Below are 16,765 nucleotides of genomic sequence, written 5' to 3'. Positions count from 1 at the left end.
GCGTTATTATTGTAGCGTTATTTTACGCATTGCACTTCCAACCGTTACCAATGATATGACATTTGTCATTTAAAAGTCATGACATATGCGTCTAATTTCGAATCTATATTTTCCTTATAATTAAAATTAGAATTGAACGAGGAGGAAACACAATGTCTAAAGATAAAATAAATACATTACATAAAAGTGTGAAGCCATACGCGAATGCAAACAATAAAAAAAGCACAATCCAACTTTTAAATACAATTCCACCACTTCTTCTCGTGTGGACGTTAGCATACCTTAGTTTATCCGTTTCGATCTGGCTTACTATTGGACTAGCTTTGATTGCTTCCGGTTTTATCGTAAGAACGTTTATTATTTTTCATGATTGTACACACGGCTCATTTTATAATAGTAAAAGTAAAAATGATGTCCTTGGCACGATTACTGGTGTATTAACTTCATTTCCATATAAAAAATGGAAAAGAGAGCATGCCATACACCATGCCTCCAGCTCTAATCTTGATAAAAGAGGCGTTGGTGATATTTGGGTAATGACGGTAGAAGAATACACGAATGCCTCTAGGTGGCAACGTATCGCTTATCGCCTCTATCGCAATCCGATCGTTATGTTCGGTCTTGGGCCACTCTTTTTAATACTTGTATCCAATCGTTTTAACCGAAAAGACGCAAAGAAAAAGGAGCGAAACAACACATATCTTATTAATTTTCTTATCCTTACCCTAGCGGCAGTAATTATTTTCCTTTTAGGATGGAAAGCGTTTCTGCTCGTTCACGGTCTTTCATTATATATGGCGGGGGCATTAGGGATCTGGTTATTTTATATTCAGCACACGTTTGAAGACTCCTATTTTGAGGAGGAATCCGACTGGAATTATGTCAAAGCAGCAGTCGATGGCAGTTCTTATTATCAATTACCTCGCGTTTTACAATGGTTAAGTGGCAATATCGGGTATCATCATGTTCACCATTTAGCACCGCGCGTACCAAATTATAACTTGGAAGAGGCACATGAAACGACACCGCCCCTTCAACATGCAACAACGATTACAATTAAAACAAGCTTGGATTCCCTTCGTTATCGTTTATACGACCCTGAAAGCAAATTATTTATTACATTTGGCGAATTTAAGCGTCGCAACCGAATGGTAACTACAAAAGCGAAGCAAGCCTTGCTTAAGCCTACGAGCCGAACAAGTATGCAAAGCAAATAGATTCAAACACGTTCAGCCATCTTAAAAGAGGTGGCTGTTTTAATGCGTGAAAAGTTGATACAATAGTAATGAATTATGGGAAGGAGATGTAGCATGCATAGATGGTATAGTATTTTCCCAAAAAACCCTTGGCTAAGCATTTATACGTGGATCGCTTTTTGTTTGCTGCCTTTCTTTTTTATTTTTAAATCTTCCTCCCCATTCGAAATATTAATCGGGATTTCTTTATTATTGTTATTTTTTCTTTCGTATCGATTTTCCTTCAAATCGAAAAGTGGACTCGTCTACATGTGGCTTAGTTTTGAAATGATCATTAATATTGCCATGACACTATTATTTGGCTTCGTTTATTTTGCATTGTTTACCGCTTTTTTCATAGGGAATATTAGAAGCACAACTGGTTTCTTTATTATGTACGGAATGCATATTCTTACAACACTCGGAGCAGTTCTAGCAGGCTTTTTTATAAAAATTGACCTTCTATTGCCCCAGGTGCATTTTATACTGCTTTGCTTAATCGGCACTGTACTATTGCCTTTTCATTTATATAACCGAAATAAGCAGGAAAACCTCGAAGGACAGTTAGAGGTTGCCAACGAGCGAATTTCAGAGCTCGTCGTTTTTGAAGAAAGACAACGAATCGCTCGTGACCTTCATGATACACTCGGACATAAGCTCTCCCTTATCGGTTTAAAAAGTGATCTAGCAGCTAAATTGCTAACAAAAGACATAGAGCGGGCAAAAGGAGAGCTGATAGATATCCGCACAACCGCTAGCTCTGCTTTAAAAGAAGTGCGTGAGCTCGTATCCGATATGCGCTCCAAAAAATTAAAAAATGAAATTATTCGAGTACAGCAGATTTTAAAAGCGGCAGAAATGGATCTCACCATTCATGGAGAGCCGGACTTTGAACCGATTTCTCCGCTTGTCGAAAACATTTTATGTATGTGCATGAAAGAAGCCGTCACAAACGTTGTAAAGCATAGTTACGGCAATTCGTGTACGATCCTCTTCAAGCAAACTGCGAATGCATTTGTTATCAAAGTGACAGATGATGGGATCGGTATTCCTCAAATGGATGCTGGAATGCCGGGAAGTGGGATTGATGGCATTAAAGAACGACTTGAATTTGTAAATGGCCATTTAAAGATTGAAGCAAACCAAGGTACTGCTTTAACGATTACTGTGCCAATTATTATAAAACAAATAAACCGAGGTGAATAAACGTATGATCCGTATCGTAATTGCCGAAGATCAGGGAATGCTGCTTGGTGCTTTAGGGGCTCTTTTAAGTATGGAGGATGATTTTGAAGTAGTTGGTATGGCTGAGAATGGCAAGGACGCTGTTTCCTTAACAAAGGAACATTCACCCGATATTTGTATTATGGATATTGAAATGCCGTTAATGAACGGATTGGATGCAGCGGAACAGTTGAAGGATGATCCTTGCAAGGTAATTATTTTAACAACATTTGCCCGAGCCGGCTATTTTGAACGTGCTCGAAAAGCAGGTGTCCGTGGCTACTTATTAAAAGACAGCCCGATTGAAGATTTAGCAAATGCGATTCGTTCCATTATGGATAATCGTCGCATTTATGCACCTGAGCTTGTCGATATAATCTACAGTGATGATTTAATCGAAAACCCGCTAACCGCAAGAGAAACGGAAGTATTACATCTTGTCTCAAAAGGGAAGTCAACAAAAGAAGTTGCCGAAGAACTGTTCTTATCGCCTGGAACCGTCCGTAATTATATGTCTGTTATATTAGATAAACTACAAGTAAGTAATCGAATCGAAGCCATCTCCCTTTTTACAGAAAAGGGATGGTTTAAATAAAGAAAATACAACTCTTACTCCGGTTTCTGCTGACTTCTCACTATCCAGTCTTATATCGCTATAAGATTTTGCTGTAGATCAGTGAGATCTCCCCAGTTAAGGTACGGAACTCTTTCCCTCCATCTATCTGCCATATATAACACCGCATGATCTAGTAGCTACTGGACTTCAACTTCTTTAACAATCTTATCCTCATGCGTTGCCTCCTATATGATTTATGTTCGTCAGACGAGAGGCTTGCCTCGAGCTTCCTTCAGATTCCACTTCACCATGGACACCCTTGCTTTCGTCTATGTGCATACCGCTACAAGGTCGCACTCGGGACTTTCACCCGTTAGAGTTCGCCCATGCCTGGAACACATCAAAAAGGGCTCTGCAATAAATAGTGTTAGTGAATTTTCTTCACCAACACTATTTGACAAAGAGCCTCAAAAAGCCTCCCCCACAAATGTGAGAGAGGCTTGATATACGTAATCTACTATTAACGTTTTGAGAACTGAGGAGCTCTACGTGCGCCTTTAAGACCGTATTTTTTACGTTCAGTCATACGTGAATCACGTGTTAAGTAACCTTCACGCTTTAATGTTGTACGGTAGTCTGGATCTGCTTCCAGTAGTGCGCGAGCAATACCGTGGCGGATTGCGCCCGCTTGGCCAGTAAGTCCACCTCCGTGAACATTTACCAATACATCATATGTGCCTTCTGTTTCAGTCGCAACAAGCGGCTGCTTTAGAATTAGACGTTGTGTTTCATATGGGAAATACTCTTCTGCGTCACGTTTATTAATTAGTACGCGTCCTGTACCAGGTACAAGGCGAACACGTGCAGTTGAAGTTTTACGACGACCTGTGCCGTAGTATTGTACTTGTGCCAATGGTGTAACCTCCTTTTAATTAACCGCGAAGCTCGTAAGCTTCTGGTTTTTGTGCTTGATTTTTATGTTCTGGTCCTCTATATACGTGCAATTTCTTAATCATTTTACGACCTAAAGGCCCTTTTGGAAGCATGCCTTTAATTGCAAGCTCGATCATTCTTTCAGAATAATTTGTACGCATTTCTGCTGCACTGCGTTCCTTTAAACCACCTGGGTAGCCAGAGTGACGATAGTACTTTTTATCACTTAGTTTATTTCCAGTAAGTTCAATTTTTTCTGCATTAACGATGATTACATGATCACCAGTATCAGCATGCGGTGTATACGTTGGCTTATGCTTTCCACGAAGGATAGAAGCTACTTCACTAGCTAAACGTCCAAGACGCTCACCTTCTGCATCCACAACGAGCCATTTGCGTTCAATATTGTTTTCATTCGCCATGAAAGTTGTGCGCATGATCTGTTTCCCTCCAAATTTCAATTATATTAATTAGTTGGTTTTCTATTTCAACACAATTAGATTCCGGGGCTAATTATGTGGTATATAAATAAATTGCCATAGAACATAATATAACAAATTACAGTGATTTGTCAAGGATTTTGAGTAAAACCTTTCCACTGTTTTTATTCTATTCTCGGGCTGTTTCCCGATCCATAACCCAATCGTGCACGCTTATTTACCGTTACCTTACTATAATAAACGTTGCACGCTCAATAGGCTACCTCGTATAAATAAAGCCCTTGTGCGGGTACCGTTTTACCTGCAAGTGTTCGGTCCTTCTTTTCGAGCAATACGTTAATTTGATTAGGGGCTATATGTCCTTGTCCAACATCAAGCAAAACACCGACAATGATGCGAACCATATGATATAAGAACCCATCGCCGCGTAATATAAACTCGATGTCTTCCCCTCTTGGATTGCAGGAAACGTGGTAAAGCGTTCGGATCTTACTCCCCTTTGTCGTTGCCCTTGCAGAAGAAAAGGTAGTAAAGTCGTGTGTGCCTTCTAAAAAAACACAAGCTTGCTGTATAGCATCCATATCCAATTTGTACGGGAAATGATACACATAATTACGTCTAAACAGATCTTTCTCAGCTCTCGTATCAATAATATAATGATATTCCTTTTCAACAGCATCAAAACGAGCGTGAAAGGATGCAGGCACTTTTTTTACGTCCTGTATGCGAAGATCATCCGGTAGTAACGTATTCAGTGCACGTCTCCAATTTTGCTCCTCCATTTGGATCGTAGAAGTAAAATGGATCACCTGCCCTTTTGCATGAACGCCAGTATCTGTTCTACCGGAGGCTTGAATTCGAATATGCTCGCCTTTATGCATTTTCAGTAACGCTTTTTCAATTTCCCCTTGAATCGTCCGTTTTTTCGGTTGAATTTGAAAGCCGGAAAAGTTCGTGCCATCATAGCTAATTATACACTTTAGCTTTTCCATATCGTTCATCCTCTGCGCTTGCGTCTCCGTTAGTTCGTTCCATATTTAGTACTTTCTCGTATAAAATAAGCCTGCACATACAGCGATAAAAATAATATATATTATAATATCTCTTTTTTCAATTCGCAGCTCCCGTAGTTTTGTCCGGCCCTCGCCACCTTGATACCCTCTTGACTCCATCGCCATCGCGAGTTCTTCTGCCCGTTTAAATGCGCTGACAAATAGCGGTACAAGGAGTGGAACGATCGCTTTCGCTCGCTCTTTAATTGGACCTGTCTTAAAATCAACACCGCGTGATGCTTGTGCTTTCGATATTTTTTCTGTTTCTTGCATTAACGTTGGGATGAAGCGTAAAGAAATAGACATCATTAAAGCTAATTCATGAACAGGGAACTTCACTTTTTTTAACGGATGAAGCAAATACTCAATCGCATCCGTTATTTCAATCGGGGTGGTCGTTAGCGTTAATAATGAAGTCATTAAAATCAATAAAAGAAACCGCATGGAAATCGCGATCCCTTGCATAATGCCACCTGAATAAATGTCAAAGAAACCTATTTCATAAACGATGGTTCCCTCTTTTGTGACAATTAAATGCAAAACAAATGTAAAAATAATAATAAACCAAACTGGAGCTAATCCTTTCGCTATAAAGCGAAATGGAATACGTGTAATCAGAATGCTCGCTAATACAAATAGCGTTAAAATCGAATAGCTTACAAATGTATTCGCAAAAAAGACGAATAACACAAAGAAAAAGATAATGATGATTTTCGTTCTTGGATCGAGTCGATGAATGAGTGATTCACCTGGTACATATTGTCCAATAACAATAGAATTACTCATATGGATTCAGCTCCTTTTACAATGTGCTGAATCGCCTGTGCGATTTCTTTCGTCGTTTGACCAGTGAAGGGTATGCTCTTTCCGAATTTTTCTTTGAAGCTTGCTAGAAACTGTACCATTTCAGGCACATCAAGTTGTACTTGCTGCAATGCTTGCTGTTGCGTAAAAATCTCCTCCGGCTTTCCTTCCATATACTTCGTGCCATTATTTAAAATAATAACATGATCTGCATACTTTACTGCATCCTCCATGCTGTGGGTCACTAGGATGGTCGTTAATTGTTGCTCCTTATGCAATTGATAAAACATATCCATTATTTCCTTTTGTCCACGTGGATCCAAACCTGCTGTAGGTTCATCCAACACTAACACTTGTGGTTTCATCGCTAACACACCAGCAATAGCAACACGGCGCATTTGACCACCGCTTAACTCAAAAGGAGAGCGTTCAAGCAAATCATCCGATAAGCCAACCTTTGGAACGATATCTTTTATTCGGGATTTTATTTCCGCATCAGACGTACCGAAATTGGCAGGCCCAAAGGCAATATCTTTTTCTACTGTTTCCTCAAATAGTTGGTGCTCTGGATATTGAAAAACGACGCCAACTTGACTACGTAATTGCTTTATATTTTTAAGCTTTTTATCGTTATTCAGCTGGTAATCTCCAATGGTTACTTCGCCGCTTGTTGGGATCATTAATCCATTAAGGTGCTGAATCATTGTCGACTTCCCTGATCCGGTATGGCCAATTACTGCGACAAATGAACCGGATGGAATATGAAATGATAGGTTATCTAAAGCTTGATGGGAAAAAGGCGTGTTTGGTTGATACGTATAGCTTACTTCATTGAATGTAATATCCATAAATCCTCCAATAATTCCTCATGACTTAATGGTTCGCTTGATAGCTGGACACCGACATTTTTTAATTCTTCTGCAAGCGTTGCTACAAACGGCACATCAAGGCCCATTTTCTGTAATGCTTCTTTTTTTGGAAATATATCTTTCGGAGTACCTTCGTCCCAAATCTCACCATTATTTAATACAATAACCCGCTCGGCTTGCACGACTTCATGCAAATCGTGTGTGATCGTTAATAGGGATAGTTCACGTTTGCTGCGAACAGCATCAATCGTTTTCATAATTTCCAACCGTCCCTTTGGGTCTAGCATAGCAGTTGCCTCGTCCAAAATAAGAACTCGAGGAGACACAGCAAGGACCCCTGCGATCGCGACACGTTGCTTTTGTCCGCCAGACAATCGGTGAGGCTCCGTGAGTCGATATTTTTGCATTTCAACAGCGTGAAGCGCTTCATCAATTCGTGTGACCATTTCTGTTCGAGGAAAGCCTCTATTTTCCATTCCAAATGCGACATCATCTTGCACTGTAGCACCTACAAATTGGTTATCTGGGTTTTGAAACACCATACCAACTTGCTTACGAATCTCCCAGATTGTATCTTTATTTAAAGGGGTCTCATTAATAATAATTTCGCCTTTTTGTGGAAACAGCAGTCCATTCATTAACTTGGCAATCGTTGATTTTCCTGATCCATTATGACCAATGATCGCTACCCATTCGTTTTCATAAATCGTAAAAGAGCAATTTTTTAAAGCCCAAGGCGCCTCTTCTCCATATCGAAAGGATACGTTTCTAAACTCTATCAACTTATGTTTCATTGTAACAAAACCTCCCCTGAAGCTCATCTAAGCCTTGGGTAATCTATCGTGCCTATAACTACCGTTGAACGTCTTTTCAAAGCTTAGCTTCTATATTATACACTAGATCAGAAGCGTTCTGCACATAGATGCCGTTCTATATGCATGCAAGAAGATTACTCGAATGTACAGCAACAAATAATCGGGTACGACTATACGAATGGACAACTTTGGTTTCATAACTCTTAATGAAAAAGCTTAAAAATCAGCGCGTTTAAAAAGCTTCACTTGTACGCTTTTTTCTAAACAAAAAAGGGCCTGGATTCACCTCGTGGAAGAGATGCAGTCCTGCCCTTGAACTCATAAATGTTCCTTAAAGAGGATTGTCAAAGTATCGAACGTCAGCGTTGGCTTGCTTTGCAGCCTTTCAGCCTTCAAAGACGTTTAAAGCAGGCCTATTCTCACGACGCTCTTGCTTTTCCTCTACGGTGTACATGCACTTAAACTAGCTCAATAATTGCCATTGGAGCGCCGTCACCACGACGAGCACCTAATTTAAGAACACGTGTATAGCCACCTTGTCGATCCTCATAGCGTGCAGCAATGTCATCGAAAAGTTTTTGAATCACACTTTCATCTTCAGAAGCTTTTTGATGGTATAAAAATGCTGCTGCTTGACGACGTGCATGCAAATCGCCGCGTTTTCCAAGTGTAATCATTTTCTCTACTACAGACTTAAGTTCTTTTGCTTTCGCTTCTGTCGTTTCGATCCGTTCATGAATGATTAAATCAGAAGCAAGATTACGAAGTAGTGCCATTCGGTTGTCTGTTGTTCGACCTAGCTTTCTAGCCACGAATAATCCCTCCCTTTCTAGTTACATGGGCATTCTAAAAGGTTTAATCAGAATGAAGCAGCATATCAAAAGACGTAGCATGCTTTAATCTGAGCAAAATCCATTTCAAATAACTCCTTCATAGCCCTATTCGTTCCCAAGCCGTAAAAGAAAGTCTTGGGTATATGTTGTCATTCGTATGGATCCAATAGGCAGGCCGAGTGAAATGTTGAGGTTGCTCTCACCATCAACATGAATCATCGATACGCAGCAGATGAATGCTCATACGCTATGTTTACGTTTTACTCAATCATCGTTTCGTAAGCTCAAGTCCAAATCAGAAAGCTTAGATTTAACTTCATCTAAGGATTTACGTCCTAAGTTTCGAACCTTCATCATATCTTCCTCTGATTTAGCCGCCAACTCTTGAACGGTATTTATACCTGCTCGTTTTAAGCAGTTATATGAGCGCACAGAAAGATCCAATTCTTCAATGGTCATTTCCATTACTTTTTCTTTCTGGTCTTCTTCTTTTTCAACCATAATTTCAGCATTTTGCGCATCGTCCGTTAATCCTACGAAAATATTAAGATGCTCGGTAAAAACTTTTGCACCTAACGATACCGCTTCTTCTGGACGAATGCTTCCGTTTGTCCAAACATCGAACGTTAATTTATCAAAGTTCGATACTTGACCAACTCGGGTATTTTCAACCTGGTAGGAAACACGAGATACTGGTGTAAATATGGAGTCAACAGGAATAACGCCAATCGGTTGGCTATCATGCTTGTTTTCCTCTGCTGGACGATAGCCACGACCACGTTCAGCGCTGATTTTCATATATAAATTGCCCGTACTGTTCAATGTTGCGATATGCAACTCCGGGTTCAATACTTCAACGTCACTGTCAAAGGTTAAATCTGCAGCCGTAACTACTCCTTCTCCCTGGACATCCAGTTCTAGCGTTTTTTCTTCATCCGAGTAAATTTTGAGAGCTAGCTTTTTCAAATTTAAAACGATGGTTGTTACATCTTCAACAACCCCATCGATCGTTGAAAACTCATGTAATGCACCATCAATTTGAACGGACGTAACTGCAGCACCAGGAAGGGAGGATAATAGGATACGACGCAAGGAGTTTCCAAGAGTAGTACCATATCCACGTTCAAGCGGTTCTACTACAAATTTACCAAATGTAGCATCCTCGCTAATTTCAACCGTTTCAATTTTTGGTTTTTCAATTTCGATCATTACGTAAAGCCCTCCTTTAAAACTTTAACGTCGAAATCCCAGTTATAGCAAAACTAACCGAAATTCCCCAGATAGACAAAATCGCTCTTTCTGTCTGCATCTGTTTTTCGTACTTTTTGTCTCACATAGCTGTATATAAAGGTTTTTCTTGAAAAGCAAAGATTATTATTAGAAATTCGATAGAAAAACAATAACCTGTTTGCCTTTCGTGTAGCATAGCTACAACAATAGCTATGCAAAAGTATAATCGATACAATTATCACTATCTAACCATTATAGACAGGTTGACAAAATCTATACGGTATAATTATACTCGACGTCTTTTTGGCGGGCGGCAACCATTGTGAGGAACCGGAGTTACATCACGAATTGCAGTAACTTCTAATCCTGCTGCCTGAAGCGAACGAATAGCAGCTTCACGACCTGCACCAGGTCCTTTAACGGTTACTTCTAAGTTTTTCATGCCTGTTTCTAACGCAGATTTTGCAGCAGTTTCCGCAGCCATCTGTGCAGCAAAAGGTGTTGATTTACGTGAGCCTTTAAAACCGAGTGCACCTGCAGAACTCCAGCCAACTGCATTCCCTTGCGTGTCCGTAATTGTTACGATGGTGTTATTGAACGTGGAATGAATGTGCGCGATCCCAGCGTCAAAAGTCTTTTTCACTCGACGTTTACGTGTGTTCGTTTTACGTGCCATTTATTTCATACCTCCTTTATCGCTTATTTCTTACCTGAAACATTTCGACGTGGACCCTTACGAGTACGTGAATTGTTTTTTGTTTTTTGTCCGCGTACCGGCAAACCACGACGGTGACGAATTCCGCGATACGATCCAATTTCTGTTAGGCGTTTAATGTTTAAGGAAACTTCACGACGAAGGTCTCCCTCAATTGTATAGTTGTCTACTGCTTTACGGATTTTACCTAGTTCTTCTTCTGTAAGATCACGCACTCGTGTATCTTCAGAAACACCTGCTTCTTGCAAAATGTCTTTTGAACTATTTTTACCGATTCCGTAAATAGACGTCAATGCGATTACTACACGCTTATCACGTGGGACATCAATACCTGCTATACGTGCCATAAGCTACATGCACCTCCTATTCTTGTTAACCTTGTTTTTGTTTATGCTTCGGATTTTCACAAATCACCATTACTTTGCCTTTACGCTTTATAATTTTGCATTTTTCACAGATTGGTTTTACAGATGCTCTTACTTTCATTGTTTTACCTCCTTTTATATCGGAGCTTATTTGTAACGGTAAGTGATACGGCCTTTAGTTAAATCGTATGGTGATAATTCAACCGTAACTTTATCGCCTGGTAGGATACGGATGAAGTGCATTCGTATTTTACCGGACACATGCGCCAATACCGTATGACCATTTTCCAGTTCAACGTTAAACATTGCATTTGGCAATGTATCCGTTACAACGCCTTCCATTTCAATTACATCGTCTTTCGCCATCGTGTTGATCTCCCTTCTTCAAATCAGTCACAACCTCGTTTATAAATTTAGCTATGGCAAATCGCAACTTACCATTTGTGACACGACCAGTTTCCAGAAGACTGCTCCGCACTTCCGAAGAAATATAGTCCATAAACTCAATATGATGCCTGTTCTTTTTCTTAGGTCGATCATATTTGCGTTTTTCTCCGTCTGCTAGCATGACATACCGATCGTCAACAATCTTAATGACAACCGCATACTGGCCTTTTTCCCGGCCTTGCAATATATGAACTATTTGTCCTAATTGCGGTACCGAATCAGTTTCGTTCAACAACGATCACCTTCACTCAAGAACTATAATTTAATTGACAGATAAATGGAACTTAGGAACATCCTGCGTCACTTTACATAGTAAGTTGTACACGTTCATTTTAATGCTACGTAATACATTATAACTTTTAACAAGCTGGATTGCATCTATTCTGTGTCATTTAGAGCGGCTTTACGGTTAATTGTCAAGCTGCTTTTGAATGTCCTTAAATACGTCAGTAATTTCCTGATCACCATCAATTGTTACTAAAGTGCCTTCTTCTGTATAGAAGTTTAATAATGGCTGCATTTGATCGATATTCACTGCTAAACGGTTTTTAACGGTGTCAGCTGTGTCATCTTCTCGTTGAATTAACGTTGTGCCATCTTTATCACAAATGCCGTCTTTTTTCGGGGGATTATATACAACATGGTATGTTCTCCCGCATGTCGGACAAACCCGACGTCCAGTAAGACGCTCCATCAACTTTTCTTCCGGGACGTCAACATGAATGACATTGTCTATCTTTTCATCCATATTTGCCAACAGCTGCTTTAATGCTTCGGCTTGAGCAATCGTTCTAGGAAATCCGTCCAATAAAAACCCGTTTTTACAATCGGTCATGCTCAAGCGTTCCTGAACAATACCGATTGTGACTTCATCTGGAACAAGTGCGCCTTGATCCATAAAAGCTTTTGCTTTTTGACCAAGCGCTGTTCCTTCTTTAATTGCCAAGCGAAACATATCACCTGTGGAAATATGAGGGATTTTATATTTTTCATTTATTTTCTCTGCCTGTGTCCCTTTACCAGCACCAGGCAATCCCATTAAAATTAAATTCAAATCTCTTCCCTCGCTCTCCTTGGCAGTAGAAAACTTCGAGAAGCTTAGCCTCTTACGTTGGCTAGCCGTAGCTATACTTATGCAGAGTGAAAGTTATACACTTTCTTAACTGCCAAGTTATGATTTAATAAATCCTTTGTAATGTCGTTTTACGAGCTGACTTTCTAATTGCTTCATTGTTTGTAGTGCAACACCAACAACAATTAGTAAGCTTGTGCCCCCGATTTGTACTGCTGTAGGTAAGTTAGCAAGACCACCTAATAGAATAGGTAATACAGATACAGCAGCTAAAAAGATCGAGCCTACAAAGGTTAAACGATACATTACACGTGTAAGATAAGTTTCTGTATTTTTACCAGGTCGAATTCCTGGAATATATCCACCTTGTTTTTGCAAGTTTTCTGCCATTTGTTCTGGATTCACTTGAACAAATGTATAGAAATACGTAAACGCAATGATTAAAATGACGTATAGTACCATACCTATCGGTTGTGTATAATCAAAGATCAACTCAATCGTAGAGGCAATCTGATTTCCTTCAAAAAAGCTCGCTACCGTTCTAGGTGCTACGATAAATGCAATCGCGAAAATGACGGGAATAACACCTGCTGCATTTACCTTTAATGGCAAGTGCGCGGAATGTCCTCCAACCGGAGCGCGATTTACAAGCTTTTTTGCATACTGAATAGGTATTTTTCTAAGTGCTTGCTGGATGTAAATAACGCCTACTGTAACAGCGATAACAACCAAAACGATTAACGCTACGATAATAATGTTAATAAAAAGTTCATCGCCAGGGTTAACGAAATATTGGCTATATAGCTGTTTTACTCCATTCGGTACAGCAGCAACGATTCCAGCAAATATTATGATTGAAATCCCGTTACCTACACCATTAGCAGTTATTTGCTCTCCTAACCACATTAAAAATGCAGTCCCGCTTGTTAATACAATAGCAATAACGAGAAACTTCATAATACTTGGTTCTTCGATTAATAAGCCTCCAGCCATAGCGTTAAAGCCTATGGACATTGCGATCGCCTGAACGAAGGCTAGTACAATTGTTCCATAGCGTGTAATTTGAGCCAGCTTTTTCCGTCCCATTTCACCTTGCTTTTTCCATTCGGAAAACTTAGGAACAACGTCCATTTGCAATAGCTGCATAATAATCGAGGCAGTAATATACGGCATGATACCCATGGCAAGAATGGAGAAGTTTTGTAGGGCTCCTCCGCCAAATGTATTTAAAAAGCCGAACACATTCTGTTGATTCATGAAGTTGATTGCTTCTTTATTCGTAAACGGAACTGGAATAAATGTTCCTAGACGAAAAATGATCAGCATTAATAATGTGAAGACGATTTTGCGTCTAATATCACCTATTTTAATAAAGTTGGAGATTGTACGGAACATTAAATCACCTCTGTTTTACCGCCAGCTGCTTCAATTGCTTCTTTTGCAGCAGCTGAAAACTTGTGAGCCTTTACTGTTAGCTTTTTCTCAACAGTGCCTTTTGCGAGTATTTTTACACCCGTCTTCATTTTACTTACGACACCTTCTTCAAGTAATAGCTCTGGTGTTATTTCCGTGCCGTCTTCAAATCGGTTTAATGCATCCAAGTTTACAATAGCAAACTCTTTACGATGAATGTTCGTAAAGCCACGCTTTGGCAAGCGTTGGAATAATGGCATTTGTCCGCCTTCGAAGCCTGGACGCACACCGCCGCCAGAACGGGCATTTTGGCCTTTATGTCCTTTTCCAGACGTTTTACCATGACCAGATGAAGTACCACGACCGACACGCTTACGAGACTTATGAGCTCCTGCTATTGATTGCAATTCATGAAGTTTCATGCGAGCACCTCCTTTTTAGGATTGGTAATACTTATATTTCTTTAACCGATACAAGATGCGATACCGTATTAATCATACCACGTACAGCGGAATTGTCTTGCTGCACTACGGAATCGTTGATTCTCTTCAAACCTAATGCTTGAACGGTCTTCACTTGTTTTTGTGTTCTACCAATAACACTGCGCGTGAGGGTGATTTCTAATTTTTTAGACATAGCCTTTCCCTCCTTATCCTAACAGTTCTTCTACAGACTTCCCGCGTAGTTTTGCTACATCTTCTGCACGTTTTAAGTTCGTTAAACCGTTCAACGTAGCGTGAATCATGTTTATCGGGTTGTTTGAACCTAGTGATTTCGTTAAAATATCTCCAACACCAGCAAGCTCTAATACCGCACGTACCGGGCCACCGGAAATAACTCCTGTACCTTCTGCTGCCGGCTTCATTAATACGTTACCTGAACCATAACGGCCATTGATTTGATGTGGAATAGTTGTTCCTACAATTGGTACTTCAATTAAGTTTTTCTTCGCATTATCAATTGCTTTTTTGATCGCTTCAGGTACTTCTAACGCTTTACCTGTACCAAAGCCTACATGACCATTTTTATCACCGACAACGACAATTGCTGCAAAGCGAAAACGACGTCCACCTTTAACAACTTTAGCTACGCGGTTGATGGTTACAACACGCTCTTCTAAATCTAGCTTGTTTGGGTCAATGTTATAATTCATTTAAGCGTTCCCTCCCTTATCAATTAAAATTCAAGTCCTCCAGCACGAGCTCCATCTGCCAATGCTTTCACACGTCCATGATAAAGGTAGCCCCCACGATCAAATACAACTGACTTGTAACCTTTATCCTGGGCACGTTTTGCAATTAATTGTCCTACTTTTTCTGCAGCTTCAACACTGCTTGTAGAATCAAGTGTTAAATCTTTATCAATTGTTGATGCACTTACGAGCGTGATGCCTTTTTCGTCATCAATAAGCTGTGCATACATATTTTTATTTGAACGGTATACATTTAACCGAGGACGTTCTGCTGTTCCAGAAATCTTTTTACGTACACGTGCATGAATTCTTTTGCGTACAAAATTTCTATCAGGTTTTGTGATCATCTAACCAGACACTCCTTTCTGCTTACTACTTAGCAGTTTTACCTTCTTTACGACGTACGTGCTCACCTTTATAGCGAATTCCTTTTCCTTTATAAGGTTCAGGAGTTCGAATCGAACGAATGTTGGCTGCAACTGCTCCTACGAGTTCTTTGTCGATTCCTTTAATTATTATTTCTGTGTTTTTCGGAACATCTATTTCAATTCCATCTTGCTGTTCCACTTCTACTGGATGGGAGTAACCGGCACCAACAATAAGCTTATTGCCTTGTTTTTGTGCACGATAACCGACTCCGATAATTTCCAATTCTTTTTGAAATCCGGTATGAACACCAGTCACCATGTTTTGAATTAGACTGCGTGTTGTACCGTGTAATTGACGATATTTTTTCTGATCATTTGGACGGGATACAACAACAACGTTATCCTCCACTTTAATGATCATATCGGCATTAAGCGTTCTTGTTAATTCACCTTTTGGGCCTTTCACCGAAACGGTATTGTCGTTTAATTTAACTTCAACGCCCTCAGGGATTTCAATTGGCTTTAGTCCTGTACGAGACATTTCATGCACCTCCTATCAAAAAAGTTAATTACCAAATGTATGCTAAAATTTCTCCACCTACAGCTTGAGATCTTGCTTCCTTATCCGATAGTACCCCTTTTGACGTAGAAACAATTGCTGTTCCTAAACCATTTAGAACGCGTGGTACTTCATCTGCTTTCGCATAGACACGAAGACCAGGTTTGCTAATACGTTTTAAGCCAGTAATTACTCTTTCGTCGTTCGGACCGTACTTAAGGAAAATACGCAGAACTCCTTGCTTGCTATCTTCGATGAATTCATAATCACGGACATAGCCCTCACGTTTTAGAATATCGGCAATTTCTTTTTTAATTTTGGATGCTGGGAGTTCCAGCTTCTCATGTCGTACTACATTAGCATTTCGAATGCGTGTCAACATATCTGCGATAGGGTCTGTCATTACCATTATTCATTACCTCCTTCCCGAATGGGGATTACCAGCTTGCTTTTTTGACACCAGGAATTTGACCTTTATGGGCAAGTTCACGGAAACAAATACGGCATAGTTTAAATTTACGAATTACGGAATGTGGACGTCCACATCGCTCACAGCGTGTATACTCACGTACTTTAAACTTTTGTGGGCGCTTTTGTTTCGCAACCATTGATTTTTTAGCCACAAATTTCCCTCCTTTATAGC

The 16,765-nt window shown here is 39.9% G+C and carries 25 protein-coding genes; 3 read left to right on the top strand and 22 right to left on the bottom strand.

The features are described from left to right. Nucleotides 1-152: 152 nt before the first annotated feature. The 3 genes from ACLIBH_RS08365 (at nucleotide 153) to ACLIBH_RS08355 (ending at nucleotide 3,054) form a co-directional block, all read left to right on the top strand. Complete coding sequence (locus tag ACLIBH_RS08365) at nucleotides 153-1,217, top strand: fatty acid desaturase (RefSeq protein WP_439316252.1); 1,065 nt, start codon at nucleotides 153-155, stop codon at nucleotides 1,215-1,217. Nucleotides 1,218-1,310: 93 nt separating this feature from the next. Next, nucleotides 1,311-2,441 carry a sensor histidine kinase gene (locus tag ACLIBH_RS08360; protein ID WP_439316251.1) on the top strand — a complete coding sequence of 377 codons (1,131 nt, stop codon included), beginning with the start codon at nucleotides 1,311-1,313 and terminating at the stop codon, nucleotides 2,439-2,441. A gap of 4 nt (nucleotides 2,442-2,445) precedes the next feature. Beyond that, nucleotides 2,446-3,054 (top strand): response regulator, encoded by a 609-nt coding sequence (locus ACLIBH_RS08355; RefSeq protein WP_439316250.1) that lies wholly within the window; start codon nucleotides 2,446-2,448, stop codon nucleotides 3,052-3,054. Nucleotides 3,055-3,535: 481 nt separating this feature from the next. Here ACLIBH_RS08355 and rpsI read toward each other — a convergent pair whose 3' ends face one another. The 22 genes from rpsI to ACLIBH_RS08245 form a co-directional block, all read right to left on the bottom strand. Further along, entirely contained in the window at nucleotides 3,536-3,928 is a 393-nt protein-coding gene (gene rpsI, locus ACLIBH_RS08350; RefSeq protein ID WP_439316249.1) for a 30S ribosomal protein S9, read from the bottom strand. A gap of 19 nt (nucleotides 3,929-3,947) precedes the next feature. After that, nucleotides 3,948-4,385 (bottom strand): 50S ribosomal protein L13, encoded by a 438-nt coding sequence (rplM, locus tag ACLIBH_RS08345; RefSeq protein WP_439316248.1) that lies wholly within the window; start codon nucleotides 4,383-4,385, stop codon nucleotides 3,948-3,950. A 254-nt stretch (nucleotides 4,386-4,639) separates the two neighbouring features. Continuing rightward, complete coding sequence (gene truA, locus ACLIBH_RS08340) at nucleotides 4,640-5,380, bottom strand: tRNA pseudouridine(38-40) synthase TruA (protein WP_439316247.1); 741 nt, start codon at nucleotides 5,378-5,380, stop codon at nucleotides 4,640-4,642. A gap of 45 nt (nucleotides 5,381-5,425) precedes the next feature. Beyond that, nucleotides 5,426-6,226 carry an energy-coupling factor transporter transmembrane component T family protein gene (locus ACLIBH_RS08335; RefSeq protein ID WP_439316246.1) on the bottom strand — a complete coding sequence of 267 codons (801 nt, stop codon included), beginning with the start codon at nucleotides 6,224-6,226 and terminating at the stop codon, nucleotides 5,426-5,428. Further along, nucleotides 6,223-7,092 carry an energy-coupling factor ABC transporter ATP-binding protein gene (locus tag ACLIBH_RS08330; protein ID WP_439316245.1) on the bottom strand — a complete coding sequence of 290 codons (870 nt, stop codon included), beginning with the start codon at nucleotides 7,090-7,092 and terminating at the stop codon, nucleotides 6,223-6,225. Before ACLIBH_RS08330 ends, ACLIBH_RS08335 begins: the two co-directional genes overlap by 4 nt. Continuing rightward, a complete protein-coding gene (locus ACLIBH_RS08325; RefSeq protein WP_439316244.1) occupies nucleotides 7,068-7,907 on the bottom strand; it encodes an energy-coupling factor ABC transporter ATP-binding protein in 840 nt (279 codons plus the stop codon). Before ACLIBH_RS08325 ends, ACLIBH_RS08330 begins: the two co-directional genes overlap by 25 nt. Before the next feature lie 479 nt (nucleotides 7,908-8,386). Next, nucleotides 8,387-8,740: a 50S ribosomal protein L17 gene (rplQ, locus tag ACLIBH_RS08320; RefSeq protein WP_439316243.1), complete on the bottom strand. Its 354-nt coding sequence runs from the start codon at nucleotides 8,738-8,740 to the stop codon at nucleotides 8,387-8,389. Nucleotides 8,741-9,025: 285 nt separating this feature from the next. Further along, nucleotides 9,026-9,970, bottom strand: a complete 945-nt coding sequence (locus tag ACLIBH_RS08315) for a DNA-directed RNA polymerase subunit alpha (RefSeq protein WP_439316242.1) — start codon at nucleotides 9,968-9,970, stop codon at nucleotides 9,026-9,028. A 307-nt stretch (nucleotides 9,971-10,277) separates the two neighbouring features. Continuing rightward, nucleotides 10,278-10,667: a 30S ribosomal protein S11 gene (gene rpsK, locus ACLIBH_RS08310; protein ID WP_439316241.1), complete on the bottom strand. Its 390-nt coding sequence runs from the start codon at nucleotides 10,665-10,667 to the stop codon at nucleotides 10,278-10,280. Nucleotides 10,668-10,690: 23 nt separating this feature from the next. Continuing rightward, nucleotides 10,691-11,053: a 30S ribosomal protein S13 gene (gene rpsM / locus ACLIBH_RS08305; RefSeq protein ID WP_439316240.1), complete on the bottom strand. Its 363-nt coding sequence runs from the start codon at nucleotides 11,051-11,053 to the stop codon at nucleotides 10,691-10,693. 25 nt (nucleotides 11,054-11,078) lie between these two features. After that, entirely contained in the window at nucleotides 11,079-11,192 is a 114-nt protein-coding gene (gene rpmJ / locus ACLIBH_RS08300; protein ID WP_029267374.1) for a 50S ribosomal protein L36, read from the bottom strand. Between the two features lie 26 nt (nucleotides 11,193-11,218). After that, nucleotides 11,219-11,437, bottom strand: coding sequence for a translation initiation factor IF-1 (gene infA / locus ACLIBH_RS08295; RefSeq protein WP_439312422.1), 219 nt, complete (start codon nucleotides 11,435-11,437; stop codon nucleotides 11,219-11,221). Next, nucleotides 11,415-11,750, bottom strand: a complete 336-nt coding sequence (locus ACLIBH_RS08290) for a KOW domain-containing RNA-binding protein (protein ID WP_439316239.1) — start codon at nucleotides 11,748-11,750, stop codon at nucleotides 11,415-11,417. The genes infA and ACLIBH_RS08290 overlap by 23 nt, the downstream gene beginning before the upstream one ends. A gap of 177 nt (nucleotides 11,751-11,927) precedes the next feature. Further along, nucleotides 11,928-12,572, bottom strand: a complete 645-nt coding sequence (locus ACLIBH_RS08285; protein ID WP_439316238.1) for an adenylate kinase — start codon at nucleotides 12,570-12,572, stop codon at nucleotides 11,928-11,930. Between the two features lie 117 nt (nucleotides 12,573-12,689). Beyond that, on the bottom strand, nucleotides 12,690-13,985 hold the full coding sequence (gene secY / locus ACLIBH_RS08280) for a preprotein translocase subunit SecY (RefSeq protein ID WP_439316237.1): 1,296 nt from the start codon (nucleotides 13,983-13,985) through the stop codon (nucleotides 12,690-12,692). Continuing rightward, a complete protein-coding gene (gene rplO / locus ACLIBH_RS08275) occupies nucleotides 13,985-14,425 on the bottom strand; it encodes a 50S ribosomal protein L15 (RefSeq protein WP_439316236.1) in 441 nt (146 codons plus the stop codon). The genes secY and rplO overlap by 1 nt, the downstream gene beginning before the upstream one ends. Nucleotides 14,426-14,456: 31 nt before the next feature. Next, nucleotides 14,457-14,639, bottom strand: coding sequence for a 50S ribosomal protein L30 (rpmD, locus tag ACLIBH_RS08270; protein ID WP_439316235.1), 183 nt, complete (start codon nucleotides 14,637-14,639; stop codon nucleotides 14,457-14,459). 13 nt (nucleotides 14,640-14,652) lie between these two features. Continuing rightward, nucleotides 14,653-15,156 carry a 30S ribosomal protein S5 gene (rpsE, locus tag ACLIBH_RS08265; RefSeq protein WP_439316234.1) on the bottom strand — a complete coding sequence of 168 codons (504 nt, stop codon included), beginning with the start codon at nucleotides 15,154-15,156 and terminating at the stop codon, nucleotides 14,653-14,655. 23 nt (nucleotides 15,157-15,179) lie between these two features. Next, nucleotides 15,180-15,542 (bottom strand): 50S ribosomal protein L18, encoded by a 363-nt coding sequence (gene rplR, locus ACLIBH_RS08260; RefSeq protein ID WP_439316233.1) that lies wholly within the window; start codon nucleotides 15,540-15,542, stop codon nucleotides 15,180-15,182. Between the two features lie 25 nt (nucleotides 15,543-15,567). Next, nucleotides 15,568-16,104: a 50S ribosomal protein L6 gene (gene rplF, locus ACLIBH_RS08255; RefSeq protein ID WP_439316232.1), complete on the bottom strand. Its 537-nt coding sequence runs from the start codon at nucleotides 16,102-16,104 to the stop codon at nucleotides 15,568-15,570. 28 nt (nucleotides 16,105-16,132) lie between these two features. Beyond that, nucleotides 16,133-16,531: a 30S ribosomal protein S8 gene (gene rpsH / locus ACLIBH_RS08250; RefSeq protein ID WP_439316231.1), complete on the bottom strand. Its 399-nt coding sequence runs from the start codon at nucleotides 16,529-16,531 to the stop codon at nucleotides 16,133-16,135. Nucleotides 16,532-16,559: 28 nt separating this feature from the next. Continuing rightward, a complete protein-coding gene (locus ACLIBH_RS08245) occupies nucleotides 16,560-16,745 on the bottom strand; it encodes a type Z 30S ribosomal protein S14 (protein ID WP_336263704.1) in 186 nt (61 codons plus the stop codon). Nucleotides 16,746-16,765 lie beyond the last annotated feature (20 nt).

Source organism: Virgibacillus sp. W0430 (assembly GCF_051846935.1).
In the GTDB taxonomy this organism is placed as follows: domain Bacteria; phylum Bacillota; class Bacilli; order Bacillales; family Amphibacillaceae; genus JBPYCR01.
The sequence above is the reverse complement of the archived record's forward strand: the minus strand, read 5'-3'. Positions and strand labels throughout refer to the sequence as shown.

What these genes read in the sequence shown, in the direction of transcription:
- ACLIBH_RS08325 (WP_439316244.1), bottom strand. Translation starts at nt 7,907, where the DNA reads ATGAAACATAAGTTGATAGAGTTTAGAAACGTATCCTTTCGATATGGA.
- rplO (WP_439316236.1), bottom strand. Translation starts at nt 14,425, where the DNA reads ATGAAACTTCATGAATTGCAATCAATAGCAGGAGCTCATAAGTCTCGT.
- rplF (WP_439316232.1), bottom strand. Translation starts at nt 16,104, where the DNA reads ATGTCTCGTACAGGACTAAAGCCAATTGAAATCCCTGAGGGCGTTGAA.
- rpmJ (WP_029267374.1), bottom strand. Translation starts at nt 11,192, where the DNA reads ATGAAAGTAAGAGCATCTGTAAAACCAATCTGTGAAAAATGCAAAATT.
- ACLIBH_RS08315 (WP_439316242.1), bottom strand. Translation starts at nt 9,970, where the DNA reads ATGATCGAAATTGAAAAACCAAAAATTGAAACGGTTGAAATTAGCGAG.
- secY (WP_439316237.1), bottom strand. Translation starts at nt 13,985, where the DNA reads ATGTTCCGTACAATCTCCAACTTTATTAAAATAGGTGATATTAGACGC.
- ACLIBH_RS08330 (WP_439316245.1), bottom strand. Translation starts at nt 7,092, where the DNA reads ATGGATATTACATTCAATGAAGTAAGCTATACGTATCAACCAAACACG.
- rpsM (WP_439316240.1), bottom strand. Translation starts at nt 11,053, where the DNA reads ATGGCACGTATAGCAGGTATTGATGTCCCACGTGATAAGCGTGTAGTA.
- ACLIBH_RS08365 (WP_439316252.1), top strand. Translation starts at nt 153, where the DNA reads ATGTCTAAAGATAAAATAAATACATTACATAAAAGTGTGAAGCCATAC.
- ACLIBH_RS08360 (WP_439316251.1), top strand. Translation starts at nt 1,311, where the DNA reads ATGCATAGATGGTATAGTATTTTCCCAAAAAACCCTTGGCTAAGCATT.
- rplM (WP_439316248.1), bottom strand. Translation starts at nt 4,385, where the DNA reads ATGCGCACAACTTTCATGGCGAATGAAAACAATATTGAACGCAAATGG.
- rpsE (WP_439316234.1), bottom strand. Translation starts at nt 15,156, where the DNA reads ATGAATTATAACATTGACCCAAACAAGCTAGATTTAGAAGAGCGTGTT.
- truA (WP_439316247.1), bottom strand. Translation starts at nt 5,380, where the DNA reads ATGGAAAAGCTAAAGTGTATAATTAGCTATGATGGCACGAACTTTTCC.
- rpsK (WP_439316241.1), bottom strand. Translation starts at nt 10,667, where the DNA reads ATGGCACGTAAAACGAACACACGTAAACGTCGAGTGAAAAAGACTTTT.
- ACLIBH_RS08335 (WP_439316246.1), bottom strand. Translation starts at nt 6,226, where the DNA reads ATGAGTAATTCTATTGTTATTGGACAATATGTACCAGGTGAATCACTC.
- infA (WP_439312422.1), bottom strand. Translation starts at nt 11,437, where the DNA reads ATGGCGAAAGACGATGTAATTGAAATGGAAGGCGTTGTAACGGATACA.
- ACLIBH_RS08355 (WP_439316250.1), top strand. Translation starts at nt 2,446, where the DNA reads ATGATCCGTATCGTAATTGCCGAAGATCAGGGAATGCTGCTTGGTGCT.
- rpsH (WP_439316231.1), bottom strand. Translation starts at nt 16,531, where the DNA reads ATGGTAATGACAGACCCTATCGCAGATATGTTGACACGCATTCGAAAT.
- rpmD (WP_439316235.1), bottom strand. Translation starts at nt 14,639, where the DNA reads ATGTCTAAAAAATTAGAAATCACCCTCACGCGCAGTGTTATTGGTAGA.
- rplR (WP_439316233.1), bottom strand. Translation starts at nt 15,542, where the DNA reads ATGATCACAAAACCTGATAGAAATTTTGTACGCAAAAGAATTCATGCA.